This window comes from [Clostridium] innocuum, assembly GCA_012317185.1.
GTDB classification, from domain to species: Bacteria; Bacillota_I; Bacilli_A; order Erysipelotrichales; family Erysipelotrichaceae; genus Clostridium_AQ; species Clostridium_AQ innocuum.
The window spans coordinates 109,180-126,674 of sequence record CP048838.1; the positions used below are offsets into that span (position 1 = coordinate 109,180).

Sequence of the window (17,495 nt, forward strand, 5' to 3'; positions counted from 1 at the left end):
GCATGTATAACTATCTGGTTAAATTTTTTAGAAATGTAACAATGTCCTTTTTTACTGCGATTTGTGTAATTGCATTGGCAGGTGTCACATGCCGGGATGGAATTATGAAGGTGTCAAGCTTTTATGTGCAGGGCGGTATTTCCTTTTCTGCTGTTTTTGAGCTTTTATTGCTTTCCTCTCTTCTGGCATTATGCAATTTGCTTCTGGATAAGCCCACAGTATTTCCTGCAATGCGCCTGACCTACAAAATTATTTTGCGTATTGCAGTTGTTATGATGCTGATTCTACCGTTTATTTATGTATGCCGCTGGTTTCCTGTTGATGATCATGCAGCATGGATCGGCTTTGTTGTCTGCTTTCTGTTAAGCTTCTCGGCAGCAACTCTGCTAAGTGTATATGCCACACGAAGAAAGGATCGGGAATATCAGAAGCTGCTGGAGGCCTATAAGGCTAAGAAAGAGGAGAGGAAAAAATGACAATACTGGAAGCGGATCATATACAGAAGAGATTTGCGGAAAAAATGGTTTTAATGGATATCAGCTTTTCCATTGAGAAGCCGGAAATCTTTGGACTTCTGGGACCGTCAGGGTCAGGAAAAACAACGCTGATACGGATTCTACTTGGCTTATTAAAGAAGGACGGCGGCAGCTCATATGTTCTGGGAAATGATTCCGGACAGCTAAGTGATGATACGTATGCACAGATTGGTATAATGCTGGATGAAGCTGGATTATATGATCGTTTATCCTGTATAGATAATCTGGATATATACAGAAGGCTCTATCAGCTTCCTTATAATGTCATAGAACCGGCACTGCGCCGTGTATCTCTGTATGACAGCAGACAGAAAGCAGTCATTAAGCTGTCAAAGGGAATGAAGCAGCGGCTTTCCTTTGCCAGAGCATTGCTTCATGAGCCTAGGGTTTTATTTTTGGATGAGCCTACCTCGGGACTGGATCCGGCAACAACATCCAACATTCATGAGCTTTTGTTTGAGCTGAAGGAAAAGGGTGTCACTATCTTTCTGACAACACACGATATGGAGGAGGCAACACGCCTATGCGACAGAGTGGCCTTTTTGAATGAGGGCTCTATCATCGAATGTGATACGCCGGAAGCTATCTGCTACAAATACAATACGACGAATCAGGTTAACATAACGACAGCGCAGGGAGAGAGTATTGTGCTGGATATCAAGAGAGATGCAGAAAAGATTATGCATCTGATGGAAGCCGGACATGTGAAGACCATCCATTCCATGGAGCCTACACTGGAAACTGTATTTATCTCACTGACAGGAAAGGAGCTGGTCTGATATGAAGCCTTCTCATATATATGCAATCATCCGTAAGCAGCTAAAGGACACCTTTCGTAATAAGCCTACGCTTGTACAGTTTGTGATGTTTCCGGCAATCGCAGCAATTCTGACACTTTCCGCCGGCGAATTTGAACTGCCGAAAAGATACTTTGTAAATCTGTTTTCTGTTATGTATGTATGCATGGCTCCGATTCTCATCCTGTCTGCAATCATCAGTGAGGAAAAGGAAAAGGGCTCTTTACGTATGCTCATGATGTCGAATGTAAAACCGATGGAATATCTGCTGGGCATCGGAGCGTATGTGTTTGTATTTTGTATGGCAGGTGTGCTGTTTATGGGATTACTGGGGAAATACTCCCTGCAGGAGCTGTGGATGTTTCTGCTGCTGAATGCATGCGGTATTCTGATTTCCTCAGTTATTGGCGGACTGATTGGGGTTGTGAGTGATAATCAGACGGCTGCCAGCGGTCTGTCCGTTCCTGCCATGCTGCTTACTTCCTTTATTCCCATGCTGTCAATGTTTAATGCCTCCATACGCAATGTTGGAAAATTTCTATATTCTCAACAAATTTATGAGCAGATCAACAACAGCTCTACGATCGTTCTGTCCGCGCAGTCATTTGTTGTGGTACTGATAAATTTTGCTCTTGTGCTTGTGTTATATGTGTATATGTATAGAAAGAAGCAGCTGCTTGCCTGAGTAGAGAACAAACATGTATAGCTCTTTATGCAGTATTCTTTTGAATAAACCAAACGTATGCCCTTTTCATAAAGCTTGTAAATGAAAACTGCAAGTATCCTACACATACCTGTAGTTTTTTTTGTATACTTCTCGGAAAATTTCACAAAATAGAAAAGAGTTTTTATTCCTGGCATAAAAAGTGTGTGAAAAAAATGCTATAATGAAAGAGCATGAAAGAGAGAAGGGATACTTTTGAAATTAAGCAATAAAGAATTGGTGCAGGATACGTTGTGGATCCTTGCGGGAAATATTGCTCTGGCCATGGGGGTTGCCTGGTTTATATTGCCCAATGATGTACTGACGGGGGGCCTGGCGGGTGTTGCAATCGCACTGGAGCCGCTGATTCATTTAAATCCTGAACTGGTGATCAATGTATTGACCGTCGTACTGTTTCTTGCAGGATCACTTGTCCTGGGGAAAAAGTTTGCGGCAAAAACGATTCTGAGTACAATCTGTTATCCGCTGCTGCTTACTTTACTGTCCTATCTGGCAAAACATGTGATTGCTCCGGATACCTTTATCATGGATAAATATTTAGCCACCATTTACGGCGGTGCGCTGATGGGTATCGGTGTCGGCTGTGTGTTTCGTACAGGTGCCAGTACCGGAGGTATGGATATTCCACCACTGATCATTAACAAGTATACCCATATACCGCTTCCGACACTGGTTTTGATTGTGGACGCGCTTACCGTACTGCTTGGTGCTGCCGTATACGGACTGCAGGCTGCACTTACAGGAATTCTGTCAGTCTGGGTAAGCAGCTATATGATCAATAAAACCATGATGATCGGTGGACATGATGCGCGTAATGTGATGATTGTATCCAATAAGCATACGGAAATTATGGACCGTATTCATGAGGTGTTGGAGCGCGGGACTACGATTCTGGAAGCAACCGGCGGTTATTCTTCCGAGAAACGACCGGTCATAATGGCTGTGGTATCCAAAAAGCAGCTGCCGGAGCTGGAGCATCTGGTGTCGCATATTGATCCGGAGGCATTTGTTATCGTTATGGAAGCAAATGAAGTACAGGGTCTTGGGTTCACTTATGAGGAGGAGCTATAGCTTTTCCTATATAATATAGAAGTTTATGAAAGGAGGCGGAAATATGCAGAATTTTAACTATCACAGTCATACAGAACGGTGCGGGCATGCTGTAGGAAGTGATGAAGCGTATGTAAAGGAAGCGATAAAGAATGGGTATCGGTATATGGGTTTCAGTGACCATGCCCCGTATCGTAACGGTGATGCACCGGGAGAGCGTATGCGGGTGGAAGAGCTTGCAGACTATGTGAGCAGTGTGAGAAAGCTGCAGCATACTTATCAGGATCAAATCGAAATCCGTCTGGGGATGGAAATCGAATATTTTGAGGAACAGCTGGATGAGCTTATGCAATATAAGGAAGAGATGGACTATCTCATTCTCGGACAGCATGGCCCTGCATTGTATGCGCCGGAATTTTATGATAATCACAGCGATGCGGATGTACTTCACTACGCTTCGCTGATTGAAAAGGCCTGTGAGAAGGGATTACCGGATATCATTGCGCATCCTGATCTGTTTATGTTCGGAAAGGAAGTCTGGACAGAAGCCTGTTGTGAGGCTGCCCATAGAATCTGTGCGAATGCACAAAAGCACGGGATTATTCTGGAGGTCAATCTGAACGGCCTGCGCTATGGGAAACGCAAGCTGGGAGAGGAATTTCGCTACACCTATCCATATCGCAGCTTCTGGGAGATTGCCTGTACCTATGATGTGGATATCGTCTATGGTCTGGATGCACATGCACCTCAAAAGTATGCCGATCAGGATTGCTTTGCTGTTGTGAATCAGGAAATTCTATATGATCTGCCGTTGATATTTCGTAATGAGCTGCGGTTTGAAGACAGGAATAGGGGGAACTGAGATGCTGAAGGAAGCTATGTATAAAAGACATTCCCGAAGAAGCTATCTGCGAGAGAAATTGCGGGATGAGGATGCAACCTTTTTAAAGGAACGCATTCATATGTATAACCAGAAGCACGGATTGCATATGAAGCTGGTATGCGGACATCCGGAAATCTTTAAGGGATTTCGCAACAGCTACGGCATGTTTCACAATGTTGAGAATTTCATTATGATGATGGGCAATTCCCGTGATGTATATATGCAGGAGAAGCTGGGATATTTCGGTGAACGACTGATTCTGGAGGCGGTAGAGCGCAATATGGGAACCTGCTGGGTTGGCGGTACCTTTGCGAAAGATGCTTTAAAGCCCTATGTAAAGGAAGATGAGAAGCTGTACTGCGTTATCGCGATCGGCTATACCGCACATAAGAAAACCTTAAAGGAACAGCTGATTTCGCATGCAACACGGCGCAGAGGAAAAACCGTGGAGGAAATGTCAGATATCACAGCGCACAGTCCGGATTGGATGAAAAACGGAATGGAGGCAGTGCAGCTGGCACCCTCAGCACTTTTTAAACAGCCGGTGCGCTTCCGTCAGGAAAAGGATTGTGTTTATGCTGAAGTTGCCCATACGGATTCCTTTGAAATGGTGGATTTGGGAATCACCATGCTGCACTTTGAAATCGGTGCACAAAAAGGTACCTGGACATGGGGAAATCCTGCTGTCTATGAGAAAAAATAAATAGATGAAAATTCAGAGGCTGATTTGCCTTAGGATATAATAGAAGTAGCTTTTTATGAAATTTTATAATATTTATGAAAAGGAAGATGTGGCAGCCTTAGCCTTATATCATCTTCCCTTTTATTCATCTCTTCAATTTACTACGGTTAAGCATTTGTCTGTGACATCAGAATCTCTTTATCAGACACCTTTTTCTTTTAAACAGCTTAATCATTTATATGTTACTGTGTTAGAACTAAAAACCGCTGCACCGCTTTTTATAACAGGCAATACACGCAGCGAGAAAACTTGTCTGTATTGGGTGGAGGTATCTTCGTTTGCACAGCTGCATCAAAGACGGGAGTGAGAGCCCTTGTTTTTCAGGCAGGGTGTATGGTATGCATTTACTTTTGAAAGATGGATATCTCATTTTTTTCACCGATAATCTGCTGTCGTTGTCATAGCTTGTCATATAAATGCCATGTCTGTGGAAAATTCTGAATCCAGTTGCTGCTGCATGCATAAAATTAAAGGAAAGGTAGGGCATCATCCTCTTTGAGTCTTGCAAAGCAAACTTTTCTGTGTTAACGTTTACAATGGCTAGATGTTTGTAACTATGGAGGAGAGTATATGGAATTACTTCGTTTTTCTTATACGAATCTGAGGCGAAAGCCTGCAGATGCGTTCTTTTTCGCATTCTCGATGTTCTCCGCTTCCCTTGTGATTACAATGTTTTTCGCAATCATCGCAAATCCCTATTACGGAAGTGAGTCATTGCGTGATGCCTCTGCAATGTCACAGGGTGGAATGTCGCTTGTTGCTTCCTTTGATGGAGGCATCGGATCCGGAATCTTTACGATGATGCTGTCTTTGTTTATGATTTTCATCTGCATACTGACAGTCTTTTTTTCAAACAAATTTTTTCTGATGTCAAAAACACATGATATTGGTGTAATGATGATCAGCGGTAGCAGTATTATTCGAATAGCCAAGTTCCTGATTGTGCAAAATTTTATGATCATGGGAATTGCAGCACCGCTGGGAGCTCTTGCCGGCTGCTGTGTGTTTCCGCTGGTGAATCATGTCATCTATCTGTCGATGAATATACAGGCACCTGTGTTCACCTTTTCTTCCGCAGCCCTTGGATATTGCATCGCTACCCTTGTGATTGTTTCCGTATGGCTGGTTATTGTCGATGCAGGCTTTGTCTATCGCATGGATTCCATGAATGAACTGCTGCGTGCCAGACGGTCGATGAATCCGATTGGAAAACAGAAGCAGGTATTTATGAAAATCGTATATGTATGTGTGTATGCGCTGACCATATATCTGCTGTTCTCGATTGATTATCATTATATGGATGCCATTTTTCTGATATATCTTGGTGTAGCCATCGTATTCGGCGCAGGGAATGTATTTCGTTATATACTTCCGGATGTATTAACCCTGATGAAAAAACGGATGTTTGCAGAAAATCGCCATTTTCTGATATCTTTGGGAAATCTGCGCTACAGCATGGTCAACGGAAATCTTCTGGTTACGATTATTTTATTGTCAACAGCGGTATTATTTCTATATCTGTGTAAATTTTATAACGACACGGCAACCTTTATGGTTGTTATGATCGCCTTTCTCGTATCGATGCTTCAAATCAGTATCTGTCTTGTTTATAAGCTGTCTGCCGACGGATTGAGTAAGTGTCAGGTCTTTCGCAATATGACGGCGATCGGGTATTTGAAAACGGATATCCGAAAAATTATCAAGCAGGAAATCGTCGGCTTTTACGGCATCATTCTGTTGTTATCTCTGCCGCCTTTACTGGTCATAACTTCATTGTTTGCGGCAGGAGGGGATGTGGCGTGGAGCTTTGTATTACAGCTGCACGGCTTGTATATCGGCTTTTTGCTGGTGGCGGCTGTGGTGATGTATCGCATTTATATGAAACTGATTTTCCGTCAGGATCTGATGGAAGCATATATGGAGGAATAGGAGAGCAGAATATGAATACTATATTGGAAGCTAAGAATATAACGAAGATTTATAATCGTCATACAAAAAATGAATTTGAAGCATTGCGCGGCATTTCACTGGAAGTGCACGAAGGAGATTTTATATGTATTATGGGACCCAGCGGTTCCGGGAAGTCCACGCTGATCAACAACCTTTCCACAATTGATATGCCGACAAAGGGAAAGGTCAAGATCAATGGTGTTGATGTCTACAGTATGCTGGAATCTCAAACGGGAAAATTCCGGTATGAAAATCTAGGATTTATCTTTCAGTCCTTTAATTTGATGGATACTCTGACGCTGAAGGAAAATATCGCATTGCCTCTTACCCTGTCAAACATGTCGAAGGAGGAAATCGGAAAACGTGTGCAGCAAACCGCAGAGAGGCTGGAGCTAGTGGATGTACTGGATAAATATCCGGTGGAATGCTCCGGAGGACAGTGTCAGCGATGTGCTGTCGCAAGAGCCCTGATTAACAAGCCCAAGCTGATTGTGGCAGATGAACCAACCGGCAGTCTGGATTCCAAAAATTCACATACACTGCTCACAATCCTAAAGGAGCTGAATGAGCGTGAGAAGGTCACAATCCTTATGGTGACTCATGATGCCATGATTGCGAGCTATTCCAGGCGGCTGCTGTATCTGCGGGATGGCTGTATCGAAGAGGATCTGGAGCGTGCGGATATGGATCAGAAAGAATACTTTTATAAAATTGTTCAAATCAACAGTAAGGAATCTATGGAGTTGCTGTTTTCGTAAAGCTCTCATCAGTCAACTGAAAATATCATATAAAAAATGTTTCTATACGCAGTTCATCTGCATATGGAAACATTTTATATTTTCTTAGGAATGCGGCATACGATTCCTTTTTTATAAGAGAGGATGCTCTTAGAAAACTCGAAATACCGTTACAGTCACTGCGGCCGCATACCGCATCTGCATGGAGCATTACTTCCTTGTCCGCATGTTCCATGGTAATACCCAGACACACGTCCTTTAGCATGGGAATATCTGTTCTGGTATCGCCAAAGCATAGATAATCGTGTCCGGGAAACCTCCACAGCTTCATCAGCTGGTGAATGCCTGTGGCTTTTGTCACGCCTGCCGGAAATAAATCGTATTGCGATTGCCGGAATAGGTAATTGCGACATCCAACAGCTTCTCAAAATAGGGCTCATAGTGAAAGTCTTTTTCCTGCAGTCTGTGTAATGCATCTATATTTGCAGGTGGAATCTGTCCATGCACCTGATTAAAGCAGGTGTTGCCGATATCAAAGAAAGCGGCTCTGAAATCGGTCAGGTGCCTGCCATATTTCATTTTCATACCTATTGTATAGTAGAAATTGTATACTAAAAAATACAGTCTATTATCAAATACTGTGAGCCCTCTAATGCAGATGGTGAATGAAAATCTAACCCTTTGGTATAGAAAATGTATGGTATTGGGAGGGGAAAGACCCTCTTATATATAAGGAAGCGTAGATTCCCATATGTTTTCTGCACATTTGACAGTTTGTATGATATAATGCATAATTGTTAACACCGGAGGTAGAAAAATGATAGAAACGCAAAATGTCAGTGTACGTTTTGGATCACGGACACTGTATGATAATGTAAACTTAAAATTCACAGATGGTAACTGTTATGGCCTGATCGGGGCAAACGGTGCCGGAAAATCCACATTCCTGAGAGTACTCAGCGGTGAGCTGAAGCCGGATACCGGCTCTGTCATCATCAAGCCGAATGAAACAGTATTTACTCTGAAGCAGGATCACTTTGCTTTTGATGAGTACACGGTCCTGGAAACGGTACTGATGGGAAATACAAAGCTGTATGAAGTAAAACGGGAAAAGGATGAAATTTACTGCAAGGAGGATTTCAGTGAAGCAGACGGTATCCGTGCCGGTGAGCTGGAAGCGGCCTTTGCGGATATGGATGGCTGGAATGCGGAAAGTAACGCGGCAACGCTGTTAAACGGCCTGGGGATTTCGGTGGACCTGCATGATGTATTGATGAAGGAGCTGTCCGGTAGTGATAAGGTAAAGGTGCTGCTGGCACAGGCGTTGTTTGGAAAGCCGAATACGCTGCTGCTGGATGAGCCTACCAACCATCTGGATATCAAGGCATGCTCCTGGCTCGAGCATTTCCTGATGAATTATGAGAACACGGTAATCGTAGTCAGTCATGACCGTCACTTTTTAAACAAGGTATGTACACATATTGCCGATGTGGATTATGGTAAGATTAAGCTGTTTGCGGGAAATTATGATTTCTGGTATGAATCCAGCCAGCTGATCAGCCGTCAGCTGAAGGATGCCAACAGCAAAAAGGAAGAGAAAATCAAAGAGCTGGAAGACTTTATTGCCCGCTTCTCTGCCAATGCTTCCAAATCCAGACAGGCGACATCACGTAAGAAAATTCTGGATAAGATAACACTGGATGATTTACAGCCATCAACTCGAAAATATCCGTTTATTGAATTTAAACCGGAGAGGGAGAGTGGTCGTTCTATATTGTATATTGAGGATGTAGAGAAACAGGTCGAAGATTGCAGACTGACTAATATCTCCTTTAACATGATGAAGGGAGATAAGGTGGCGCTGATTGGCAATCCACTGAAAACCACTCTGCTGTTAAAGCTGATTGCACAGGAGCTGACACCGGATGCCGGAAGCATTCAGCTTGGACAGACCATCAGGGTTTCCTACATACCGGATGATAACAGTGCGTATTTTGAAGGTACGCAGAGTATCTGTGAGTGGCTGAGCCAGTATACGGATATCGACGATATGTCCTTTATCCGCGGTTTCCTTGGAAGAATGCTGTTTAGCGGAGAAGAACCGCTGAAGCCTGTCAATGTGTTATCCGGTGGAGAGAAGGCGCGCTGTATGCTGTCCAAGACGATGCTGGAGGCGGGAAATCTGCTGTTGATGGATGATCCGATCAACCATCTGGATCTGGAATCCATTCAGACACTGAATAATGCTCTGATAAAATATCCGGGAGAACTGATTTTTGTGAGTCATGACCATCAGTTCATTCAGACAATCGCAAATCGTATCATAGAAATCAGAGATGACGGTATCATTGACCGTAGAACAACTTATGATGACTATCTGGAAAAGGAATACGGAATCGAAGAATAGAAATAAAAATGTCCGGAAAAGAGGGGTTGAATTAGGGATTTAATAAATTCATGATTAATCTAGCCTTCTAACGAGACTCTTAAAAACAGAATGACCATACTAGAGTATTAACTTACTCCAGTGTGGTATTTTTATATATTTTTGAACTCCAAATTGCAATTTGTCGCAGTCTGATACATAAAGAGCGAATTCATCTTGAAGTTGCTTAGGTGGGAGGAACTTTAATTTTTTAATAGGGTAGTCATTAACTTGTCATTTTCAATATGATTTACGTGTTTGTATGCAATTTTTCAAGTATGTATGCAAGGTATTTCATATTCACCACAGAATGATCTTTTGCTTTTAGAGTTCCGCATACATTTGTACAATTAAATTACACATCTCTATATAACACAGTTCCTGCATTTACACCGTCAGTGATTTAAGTAATGTACTCTCCTTCAAAATCGTAGGTGTTAATATATTCAAAAATTCCTTCGTTTGTTGTTTATGATGAATACACTGGATATTCCCCGTGATTTGCTACAATGTAATCATTACTAATAACTCTACCTCGCCCATCCTCACAAATTAATCCAATTGGCATAAGTCTATATTTGGAAGTAGTTTCATCCAAAATAAAATTTTCAAAATCAAACATTTCGACAAATTTAACAAGTAGTTCATTATTTAAAATGCCTATCATTCTCTGTTCGATAGAGTTTATCAATTCCTTTTTCATAGAAAAATCTACTTAAGTTTAATTTTTTTTGAAGAGGAATACAGGTAATGTTAGGCATTCTTTTTTATCTGAAGTGTTTGTCTATAAGTTCTTCACGTGCGTTTTTTAGTTTTCCTAGTCTTTCTTGTGCTTCAAATTTCAATTTGTCGCATGAATCAGCGAAATCCTCGAATTCAATTTGCAGTGGTTTCGGTGGAACCATAATTTGATATCTAGAAAAATCGGGTATTGTAAGTTGACCAGCTCCAGAACCATTTTTTTCGAGATTTAAATTATCAATACTACATTGTAAATATCTCAAGTTAATGTCGTCAGTAGGAATTAAAGTTATCAATCTTACAACAGGCGTAAAATAAGCCTCTCTTATTGTTGTATACCCAATAGTACCTCTAGCTGATATTGTCAACGCTGGCTCAGATACACGATATTCTTTGCTGTAGCATAATAAATCGTTTCCTAACTTTCCATTTGAAAATACCGGATATTTATATACATCATTGTATTGTGACGAATAATCATTCGGCTTATCTCCACCCGCGAAAAGTTCTTTTGAAATTTTTTCTATAGACTTATGAACAAAGGACTTTCCTCCAAACATTTCGACAAATTTGGATTTAACCTTCTCAGATTGTTCAGTGATAATTGCTTGCTCATCGGCGATTTTCTGATCAATAGTTTTAATTTCATCGACTATCTTTTGTTGGTCTGCCACAGAAGGAATTTGAATAATTAAATTAGCAATTCTCTGTGTAGATGCTCTATTGCTACGAGAAAATCTTTCAAATTCACCTTCTACCTGGAGTGCTAAAGCCATATATTTAGGCATAATATCATCCGTTTTTATACGTAAAACACCACAGTGGTCTGTCGGGTAGAATGGTTTATTGGCAGGCAGAATGTTTACCATCCAATCACCATCGATTCCCCATAGAATAGAAGGCATAGAAAAATCAGTTATATTCTGTTTATCTATTTTCCCAAATTCCTCAAAAACATTTGCACTATAAATAGGAATACTACCATTTTCAACTACTTCATCTGAAAGTACACGGTTGCCTATGCTTAAATCAAAATAGTTCTTATCAGATAATCTGTAATTTGTGAGTCCCGGAATATCCTTAAGCACTCTTGTGGGAGTGGTTTTAATAGACTTGCTAAACGCTGTACCTGAAAAATCAAGCATATCTTGCAATCTCAGACGATAATAGTACTGATCTAATTCTTCGACATCAAACATATCTCCATCAGAGAAAGCATTTCTAATTAGCCCTGCAATGGAGTTTTTGTCTGCACGGTCAAATGCGTTATATAAACATCCTCCAGCCTTTATTATCTGAATTCCTTCTTGTCCTTTTCTATTGCTCCATTTATATCCTAAAAACTTTTCTTGTTCTTTGTTTTCATCTGGAGCAGAAATTATCAACGTATTTTGATTGTAAACTAATGAATAATAGAATAACTTTTCTTGTTCAACAGAAACAGCGTATTCATAAAACTTCTGATTAAACCATTTTTTCTGTTCTAAACCAGATAGTTTTATAAAAGTTTTCTGATTGCTTTTTTTAGTGTATTCTGATGAGCTTACAAATTGGTTATAGTGTTGATTAAAATAATTATCGGTTTTCCAAAAAGCATAATCTTTGTTTTTGGATAAAAATTCGTTGTAAGTATCCTTTTTTACACCTATTTTCTTTAGGTAGCCTCTCAAAATGGTTTCATCTTCCCAGCCATCAATATCAGCTTTAGAAAGTATAGCTTCAACACTATCAATAACCATATCTGTGCGTTTTGGCGGTTCATTAAACTTTTGTAAGAAAAGAATTACTGTATTAGTTCCAGTAGCTCCGAATGTTTTACTTCCAAGAGTTGAGATAGCTATAATGTTAAAATTCTTAAGAAGCGATTCTCTTGCAGAAATAAAACTTTCGTTTTCCTTGTTTAATATGCTACTAGGCAGAATCACAGCGGCTACTCCATTAGGCTTTAGTAATTGTGATATTCTTTCTACAAACAGTGTTTCAATTTCTGAACCATCATTTGAAATCTTATCTAAAATATCTAATTGATTGTTTGATAACTTCAAGTGAGGCTTGAACGCTTTTACTGAATAAGGTGGATTAGCTACAAGAACATCAAATGATTCCGGTACTATCTCTTTATCAGGATAGTTTTCAAGTCCATCACCAAAAATTATATTTCCATCCCCTGCACCATGCATAAAAAGAGAGATTTTAGATACTCTTGCTAATCTGTAATCCTTTTCGATGCCAAATATTTTTTTCTCTACCCATCGATTAAAAGTCTGCGTACTACTATTTATCGCATTAGCATGGACTTCCACCGCTTCAAAACCTTCAGTTAAGAAATGACCTGCTCCACAGGCATAGTCTATGATCTTAGGATATTCAATACCATCAGTTTTTGTCATTATTTGTTCTAAAGGAAGACTATCCCAAATAAAGCGTGTAATAGGGATAGGTGTGAAAAATTGACCTTCATTTTGTTTGAAACCTTTGTTAAGCAGTTGTTCAAACAAATCACCAAGCATTTGCATATCTGCTGAGCCGATTATTCTATAATCTTGAAAGAGTTGTACTATTTCTACTAAAATTTTACCATTTTGATAAAATAATTCTTCATTGTGGACATCTTTAAAAGCAAAGTCATTATTTGTATAGAATTTGAGTATACGAAGTGTATTTCTCAATTCTTCAATCATTTTAACTCTCTTTTGTTTCGTATATTGTTTTACAAGATTTTCTGCATAATCATCAGACACATAGAAAATTTCTTCACGCATAAATTTTTCCATACCTTCCTTATGAAGTCTTTGAAGTCTATCCTGAAGAGATTCATATGTATCTGTGCCTACTTTATATTGAAATTCGACAATGTCATTATCTGTTTTTTGTATTTCGTCTACTAATTTGCAGATAAATAAGGCAATCAATCGATTAAATGCGTTTTCTTTGTCTGACACATTATTGTGTCTTAAGATTTCCTCAAAACGATTTACTATCTTATCGTTTTCAGAGAAATCTTTTAAATCTTTCTTTCTAAGAGGTTTTGCTCCAATATCATAAGCGACTGAATCATCTCTGAAAATAACATCACCGCTGAATCTTCGCTCATAGGTCTCTTTCCATGCTTCGTAAAGTTCTGAAACAGTATGAGCATTTTTATATAGAAGAATAGTGGAATCCTTTTTTGCTAGATTTATGATATTATCGTCATCTGAGCAGTCAATGCTATCTGTTGTATACTCAATCTCATTCTTGTCATTTATATTTGATGCATATAAGACTAACCATCTACAACCACGTTCTTGTTGCCAGTAAGAAATTAACTGCCCTCCATCAGAAAGTATGTTTTTCATTTCTTTATTATATTCAGTACCAAATGTCTTACATTCAACAATGAATAGCATTTTTCCATTTTGATCACATACACAAATATCTGCTCGACCACTTTTTTGTTCATGACCAAGAGCCCAAGTGCGTTCAAGTTCAATATTTTCAGGTCTATAACCTTTATCAAGTAACCTGTTTACACATTCTAATACAACAAAGTTTTCTGGTTCAGAGAAATTTGTTGTAGTTGCTACATTGACTTTGAACCCTTTATCTTCAGGATAAATTATTTTTTCATTTTTAAAATCCACAGTAATAGAACAGTCAGAAAATGGATAATATTTTTCAAATTTCTCATTAGAAGTATCGCTAAAACCTGTTGAGATTAACATATTCTTCATATTATATTTTGTTATCATTTTTCTTTTGCCTCCATAGTATAGTTTAGCCATGCTTCTTCAACATCTTCATAGGGAAGACCGGTTGTTTCACAGTAGGCTTTAATATTCTTCATAGTTCTAATATTTGGTCTGGCTTTTCCCGCTTCCCAGCGGTTGACTGTAGAAAATACTACACCAACAATATCAGCGAACTCTGTTTGTGTTAACAAAGCACGTTCTCTAAGTTTTTTTATTTCGTTTGGAAAATTCATGTCTATTCAACTCCTTAAATTCCATATGCACCAATATAGCGTTATTATAACATAAAAACTATAAATATTTCTACCCTCCAAGTCCATCTGTAACTTTTACAGGTGGTTCTAAAAAGCTTAAGCTATAAGAAAAGTAATAAAAAAAGAAAACCTCCGATATAATGTAAGTGGCTTGGCGGTCACAACAAAATAAAGGAGGAACCACAAAATGAAATTGCAATTATCACATCGTTTTCGCGCCTAAGTATAGAAAGCAAGTAATATATGGATAATGGATGCAGTCGCATGCAGACATTGTCGTAAAAGACATGAGCCGATTAGAGCATGATTACCTTAAAGTCAGTTACTATACGGAAGTGGCATTCCCAGAAGCCGAAGTACGATTTATTACAACAAACAACGGTGTCGATAATGCCAATCAGCAAGACAGTGACTTTATTCCATTTCTAAATATCATTAACGAATGGTATGCAAAGGATACAAGCAAGAAAATCAAAGCTGTGTTTAAGGCTAAGGGAGAATCTGAAAAACCACTGTGTACTAATCTACCCTATGGATATATGAAAGATCCGGAAAATAAAAAACATTGGATTAATGACGAGCCTACCGCTGAGGTAGTAAGACATATATTTGATTTATGTATCGAGGGCTTTGGTCCAAGCTAGGTTGCGGATAATCTACAAGATGATAAGGTGTTTTCACCATCTGCTTATCTTAAATCAAAAGGTGAGAATCTAACAGCCGTGTCCTATGACGAATGTGGGTGGACAGCTACAGCAGTTTCAAAAATCCTAGAAAGGAAGGAATATCTTGGACACTCTGTCAATTTTAAAACAAGAAGAAAGTCATTCAAATCAAGGAAGAAAAATGAAAACGATCCTTTACAATGGAAGATATTGGAAACACCCATGTGGCAATTATAAATCAAGACACCCTTGATGCCATACAACGCATTTGTTATGGCAGACGAAAAAGTAACCACTAGGTAAAATGCCAATACTATCTGGAATGATATATTGTGCAGATTGTGGTGCTAAATTGTATCAAATACGAGGTAAAGATTGGACACAGGAAAAGGAATAAATGGTATGTGCAACTTATCGTAAAAAAAGAAAAGAAACTTGTACATCTCATCAGATTAGAAATGTAGAAATTGAAGCTGCATTACTTTATGCCATTCAGCAAGTCACTGTGTTTGCGAAAGAAGGTGAAGATGAATTTATTGAACTTGTAACAAAGAACAGCGCAAAGACTGTCGAACGAGCTATTCGTGACAGCAAGAATAACGAGCAAGGCACCTGTAGAACGAAAAAACTAGATACCTTTATCCAGAAATTGTTCGACGACGATGCAGAAGGTATAATCAGTGATGAGCGTTTTATGAAAATGACCGCTGCTTATGAAGCTGAGCAAAATCAACTAAAAGAGCGATTGGCAAGGTTAGAAGTAATCATTAATGACACCAAAAAGAAATCAGCTAACATTGATAGTTCCCTTGACATTGTACATACCTACACTGATATTAATGAGTTAAACGCAGAAATCATAAGAACCTTTATCGAAAAGGTATATGTGTATCAATCAGAAAAGTTATGGTCACGCAATACCAAGAAGATAAAAACTATATTCAATTTTATTGGCGAAATTGAAATCCCATCTAATGTAAAAACGGCATAGCCGCTATTAACGACTATGCCGAATTTTAAAAACCCTCTAAAATCCCTAAGTTTGGACTACAGATCGGGCTTTTTTTTCGTATTTTCTTCACAAGTGGAGAAAACGGTGCGATAAAGCGATAAACAGGGGAGCGACAGCGGTTTCAGAAAACTGAAACAAATGAAAAAACAAATATCATTTGTGAATAGATACCGAATTATCACAAATAAATTTTCACATAAAAATCAGATATCTGACATAATATAGTTCATAGATACCTTTATTTAAAGGGTCTGGCATAAATGCCTCTGCAAATTCATATGTATAAAATACAATGTAGAGGGGAAAATAAACATAAATACATGTTAAAAAATAAAAATATTGGACAAGTCAAAAAAAGTATGCTAGACTAGTGTCTGTTTCGTAAAAGGAGGAACATCAATGAACTCAAAACGAATAAAATTCGCTTTATTCATCTGTGTTTTCGCTTTATATGGATGTGCTTCCAGTGCCTCTGTACCGCAGAAGTCACTGAACACTGTGAATAACAAACATACGGTATCTCAGGATACCCTTCATACAAACAGTCTGATTCAGACAAAGGATACCAGCATGGCCGCCATGGCTTTTCATGCCTATGGTCCTATGCAAAAAAGTGGCTCCATGTTTCGCAGCATGAGGGATGAGCATGGTGTGCTGCTGATGAAATCCGATGTCGAAGGCTATGCGAAAAAAATGAAAGAAAAGGTTGTAAAGGAACGGAAGCGTCAAGTGCAGCTGGAGAAAAAAAGAAAAGAACAGGAACGCCTGAAAAGGATGGAAAAGGAGTCCTCACAGGCATTCAGTCCGAAAATCACAACCTACGGCGTTGACTGCTATGGATGTGGCGGCGAAAGCGGCCGCGGCGGTACTTCCCTAGGTGTGGCACTGGATTTAACCCTTGGTGTACAGATGCCGGATGGCTCATGGCAGCCGGGTATCCGGTATGGTAATTACTATATCGTTGCCGCAGACCCAAGCATTCCACTTTGCTCGATACTGAAAATCAGTGATCACGGTCTGAGTGGAAGTGGTATTACACCGGATCAGCCCTACTATGCCATTGTACTGGACCGAGGCGGGGCTATTCAGGGAAATCATATCGACCTGTATATCGGCAGTGAGAACTCCGGTGCTATCGTACCGGTGAAAAACACACAGGCAAAGGCGCAGATCATCCGTGAGGGTGGTAAAAACGGAGCCAGAAGCTGTGCATTATAATCATCAGGACATGGAAGCTGGTTTTCTGTG

At 39.6% G+C, this 17,495-nt stretch carries 20 protein-coding genes; 15 read left to right on the forward strand and 5 right to left on the reverse strand.

The window, feature by feature from the left end; translation table 11 throughout:
• Window positions 1-2: 2 nt before the first annotated feature.
• The 9 genes from G4D54_00520 to G4D54_00560 all read left to right on the forward strand — a co-directional run bounded on the left by G4D54_00520 (window position 3) and on the right by G4D54_00560 (window position 7,440).
• Window positions 3-476 carry a hypothetical protein gene (locus G4D54_00520; GenBank protein ID QJA00994.1) on the forward strand — a complete coding sequence of 158 codons (474 nt, stop codon included), beginning with the start codon at window positions 3-5 and terminating at the stop codon, window positions 474-476.
• The gene (locus tag G4D54_00525; GenBank protein QJA00995.1) at window positions 473-1,315 is read left to right on the forward strand and encodes an ABC transporter ATP-binding protein; all 843 of its coding nucleotides are present in this window, start codon (window positions 473-475) and stop codon (window positions 1,313-1,315) included. The genes G4D54_00520 and G4D54_00525 overlap by 4 nt, the downstream gene beginning before the upstream one ends.
• A gap of 1 nt (window position 1,316) precedes the next feature.
• On the forward strand, window positions 1,317-2,018 hold the full coding sequence (locus tag G4D54_00530) for an ABC transporter permease (protein QJA00996.1): 702 nt from the start codon (window positions 1,317-1,319) through the stop codon (window positions 2,016-2,018).
• Between the two features lie 234 nt (window positions 2,019-2,252).
• Window positions 2,253-3,128, forward strand: coding sequence for a YitT family protein (locus G4D54_00535; GenBank protein ID QJA00997.1), 876 nt, complete (start codon window positions 2,253-2,255; stop codon window positions 3,126-3,128).
• A 43-nt stretch (window positions 3,129-3,171) separates the two neighbouring features.
• Window positions 3,172-3,969 (forward strand): histidinol-phosphatase, encoded by a 798-nt coding sequence (locus G4D54_00540; GenBank protein ID QJA00998.1) that lies wholly within the window; start codon window positions 3,172-3,174, stop codon window positions 3,967-3,969.
• Between the two features lies 1 nt (window position 3,970).
• Complete coding sequence (locus tag G4D54_00545) at window positions 3,971-4,693, forward strand: nitroreductase (GenBank protein QJA00999.1); 723 nt, start codon at window positions 3,971-3,973, stop codon at window positions 4,691-4,693.
• 55 nt (window positions 4,694-4,748) lie between these two features.
• Window positions 4,749-5,039 carry a hypothetical protein gene (locus tag G4D54_00550; GenBank protein ID QJA01000.1) on the forward strand — a complete coding sequence of 97 codons (291 nt, stop codon included), beginning with the start codon at window positions 4,749-4,751 and terminating at the stop codon, window positions 5,037-5,039.
• A gap of 263 nt (window positions 5,040-5,302) precedes the next feature.
• Complete coding sequence (locus tag G4D54_00555; protein QJA01001.1) at window positions 5,303-6,661, forward strand: ABC transporter permease; 1,359 nt, start codon at window positions 5,303-5,305, stop codon at window positions 6,659-6,661.
• An 11-nt stretch (window positions 6,662-6,672) separates the two neighbouring features.
• Window positions 6,673-7,440, forward strand: coding sequence for an ABC transporter ATP-binding protein (locus G4D54_00560; protein ID QJA01002.1), 768 nt, complete (start codon window positions 6,673-6,675; stop codon window positions 7,438-7,440).
• Window positions 7,441-7,465: 25 nt separating this feature from the next.
• On the opposite strand, the gene G4D54_00565 is transcribed toward G4D54_00560, so the two are convergent.
• Window positions 7,466-7,780, reverse strand: a complete 315-nt coding sequence (locus G4D54_00565; protein QJA01003.1) for an HAD hydrolase family protein — start codon at window positions 7,778-7,780, stop codon at window positions 7,466-7,468.
• The gene (locus G4D54_00570) at window positions 7,777-7,998 is read right to left on the reverse strand and encodes a hypothetical protein (GenBank protein ID QJA01004.1); all 222 of its coding nucleotides are present in this window, start codon (window positions 7,996-7,998) and stop codon (window positions 7,777-7,779) included. The genes G4D54_00565 and G4D54_00570 overlap by 4 nt, the downstream gene beginning before the upstream one ends.
• Window positions 7,999-8,236: 238 nt before the next feature.
• Between G4D54_00570 and G4D54_00575 the strand changes: the two genes are divergently transcribed.
• Window positions 8,237-9,826, forward strand: a complete 1,590-nt coding sequence (locus G4D54_00575; protein ID QJA01005.1) for an ATP-binding cassette domain-containing protein — start codon at window positions 8,237-8,239, stop codon at window positions 9,824-9,826.
• 487 nt (window positions 9,827-10,313) lie between these two features.
• Here G4D54_00575 and G4D54_00580 read toward each other — a convergent pair whose 3' ends face one another.
• The 3 genes from G4D54_00580 to G4D54_00590 all read right to left on the reverse strand — a co-directional run bounded on the left by G4D54_00580 (window position 10,314) and on the right by G4D54_00590 (window position 14,549).
• Entirely contained in the window at window positions 10,314-10,547 is a 234-nt protein-coding gene (locus G4D54_00580; GenBank protein QJA01006.1) for a hypothetical protein, read from the reverse strand.
• A gap of 64 nt (window positions 10,548-10,611) precedes the next feature.
• On the reverse strand, window positions 10,612-14,316 hold the full coding sequence (locus G4D54_00585; GenBank protein QJA01007.1) for an N-6 DNA methylase: 3,705 nt from the start codon (window positions 14,314-14,316) through the stop codon (window positions 10,612-10,614).
• A complete protein-coding gene (locus G4D54_00590; GenBank protein ID QJA01008.1) occupies window positions 14,313-14,549 on the reverse strand; it encodes a helix-turn-helix transcriptional regulator in 237 nt (78 codons plus the stop codon). Before G4D54_00590 ends, G4D54_00585 begins: the two co-directional genes overlap by 4 nt.
• A 275-nt stretch (window positions 14,550-14,824) precedes the next feature.
• Between G4D54_00590 and G4D54_00595 the strand changes: the two genes are divergently transcribed.
• The 5 genes from G4D54_00595 (at window position 14,825) to G4D54_00615 (ending at window position 17,465) form a co-directional block, all read left to right on the forward strand.
• On the forward strand, window positions 14,825-15,214 hold the full coding sequence (locus tag G4D54_00595) for a hypothetical protein (protein QJA01009.1): 390 nt from the start codon (window positions 14,825-14,827) through the stop codon (window positions 15,212-15,214).
• Between the two features lie 27 nt (window positions 15,215-15,241).
• Entirely contained in the window at window positions 15,242-15,472 is a 231-nt protein-coding gene (locus tag G4D54_00600; protein ID QJA01010.1) for a hypothetical protein, read from the forward strand.
• A gap of 67 nt (window positions 15,473-15,539) precedes the next feature.
• Complete coding sequence (locus G4D54_00605) at window positions 15,540-15,632, forward strand: hypothetical protein (protein QJA01011.1); 93 nt, start codon at window positions 15,540-15,542, stop codon at window positions 15,630-15,632.
• Window positions 15,633-16,226 (forward strand): DUF4368 domain-containing protein, encoded by a 594-nt coding sequence (locus G4D54_00610; GenBank protein QJA01012.1) that lies wholly within the window; start codon window positions 15,633-15,635, stop codon window positions 16,224-16,226.
• Between the two features lie 420 nt (window positions 16,227-16,646).
• Window positions 16,647-17,465: a peptidoglycan-binding protein gene (locus tag G4D54_00615; GenBank protein ID QJA01013.1), complete on the forward strand. Its 819-nt coding sequence runs from the start codon at window positions 16,647-16,649 to the stop codon at window positions 17,463-17,465.
• Window positions 17,466-17,495: the final 30 nt, after the last annotated feature.

Excerpts from the sequence above, each read along its gene's own strand:
- G4D54_00520 (QJA00994.1), top strand. The coding sequence starts at position 3 with ATGTATAACTATCTGGTTAAATTTTTTAGAAATGTAACAATGTCCTTT.
- G4D54_00525 (QJA00995.1), top strand. The coding sequence starts at position 473 with ATGACAATACTGGAAGCGGATCATATACAGAAGAGATTTGCGGAAAAA.
- G4D54_00530 (QJA00996.1), top strand. The coding sequence starts at position 1,317 with ATGAAGCCTTCTCATATATATGCAATCATCCGTAAGCAGCTAAAGGAC.
- G4D54_00540 (QJA00998.1), top strand. The coding sequence starts at position 3,172 with ATGCAGAATTTTAACTATCACAGTCATACAGAACGGTGCGGGCATGCT.
- G4D54_00545 (QJA00999.1), top strand. The coding sequence starts at position 3,971 with ATGCTGAAGGAAGCTATGTATAAAAGACATTCCCGAAGAAGCTATCTG.
- G4D54_00550 (QJA01000.1), top strand. The coding sequence starts at position 4,749 with ATGAAATTTTATAATATTTATGAAAAGGAAGATGTGGCAGCCTTAGCC.
- G4D54_00555 (QJA01001.1), top strand. The coding sequence starts at position 5,303 with ATGGAATTACTTCGTTTTTCTTATACGAATCTGAGGCGAAAGCCTGCA.
- G4D54_00560 (QJA01002.1), top strand. The coding sequence starts at position 6,673 with ATGAATACTATATTGGAAGCTAAGAATATAACGAAGATTTATAATCGT.
- G4D54_00570 (QJA01004.1), bottom strand. The coding sequence starts at position 7,998 with ATGAAATATGGCAGGCACCTGACCGATTTCAGAGCCGCTTTCTTTGAT.
- G4D54_00575 (QJA01005.1), top strand. The coding sequence starts at position 8,237 with ATGATAGAAACGCAAAATGTCAGTGTACGTTTTGGATCACGGACACTG.
- G4D54_00580 (QJA01006.1), bottom strand. The coding sequence starts at position 10,547 with ATGAAAAAGGAATTGATAAACTCTATCGAACAGAGAATGATAGGCATT.
- G4D54_00585 (QJA01007.1), bottom strand. The coding sequence starts at position 14,316 with ATGATAACAAAATATAATATGAAGAATATGTTAATCTCAACAGGTTTT.
- G4D54_00590 (QJA01008.1), bottom strand. The coding sequence starts at position 14,549 with ATGAATTTTCCAAACGAAATAAAAAAACTTAGAGAACGTGCTTTGTTA.
- G4D54_00595 (QJA01009.1), top strand. The coding sequence starts at position 14,825 with ATGCAGTCGCATGCAGACATTGTCGTAAAAGACATGAGCCGATTAGAG.
- G4D54_00605 (QJA01011.1), top strand. The coding sequence starts at position 15,540 with ATGCCAATACTATCTGGAATGATATATTGTGCAGATTGTGGTGCTAAA.
- G4D54_00610 (QJA01012.1), top strand. The coding sequence starts at position 15,633 with ATGGTATGTGCAACTTATCGTAAAAAAAGAAAAGAAACTTGTACATCT.
- G4D54_00615 (QJA01013.1), top strand. The coding sequence starts at position 16,647 with ATGAACTCAAAACGAATAAAATTCGCTTTATTCATCTGTGTTTTCGCT.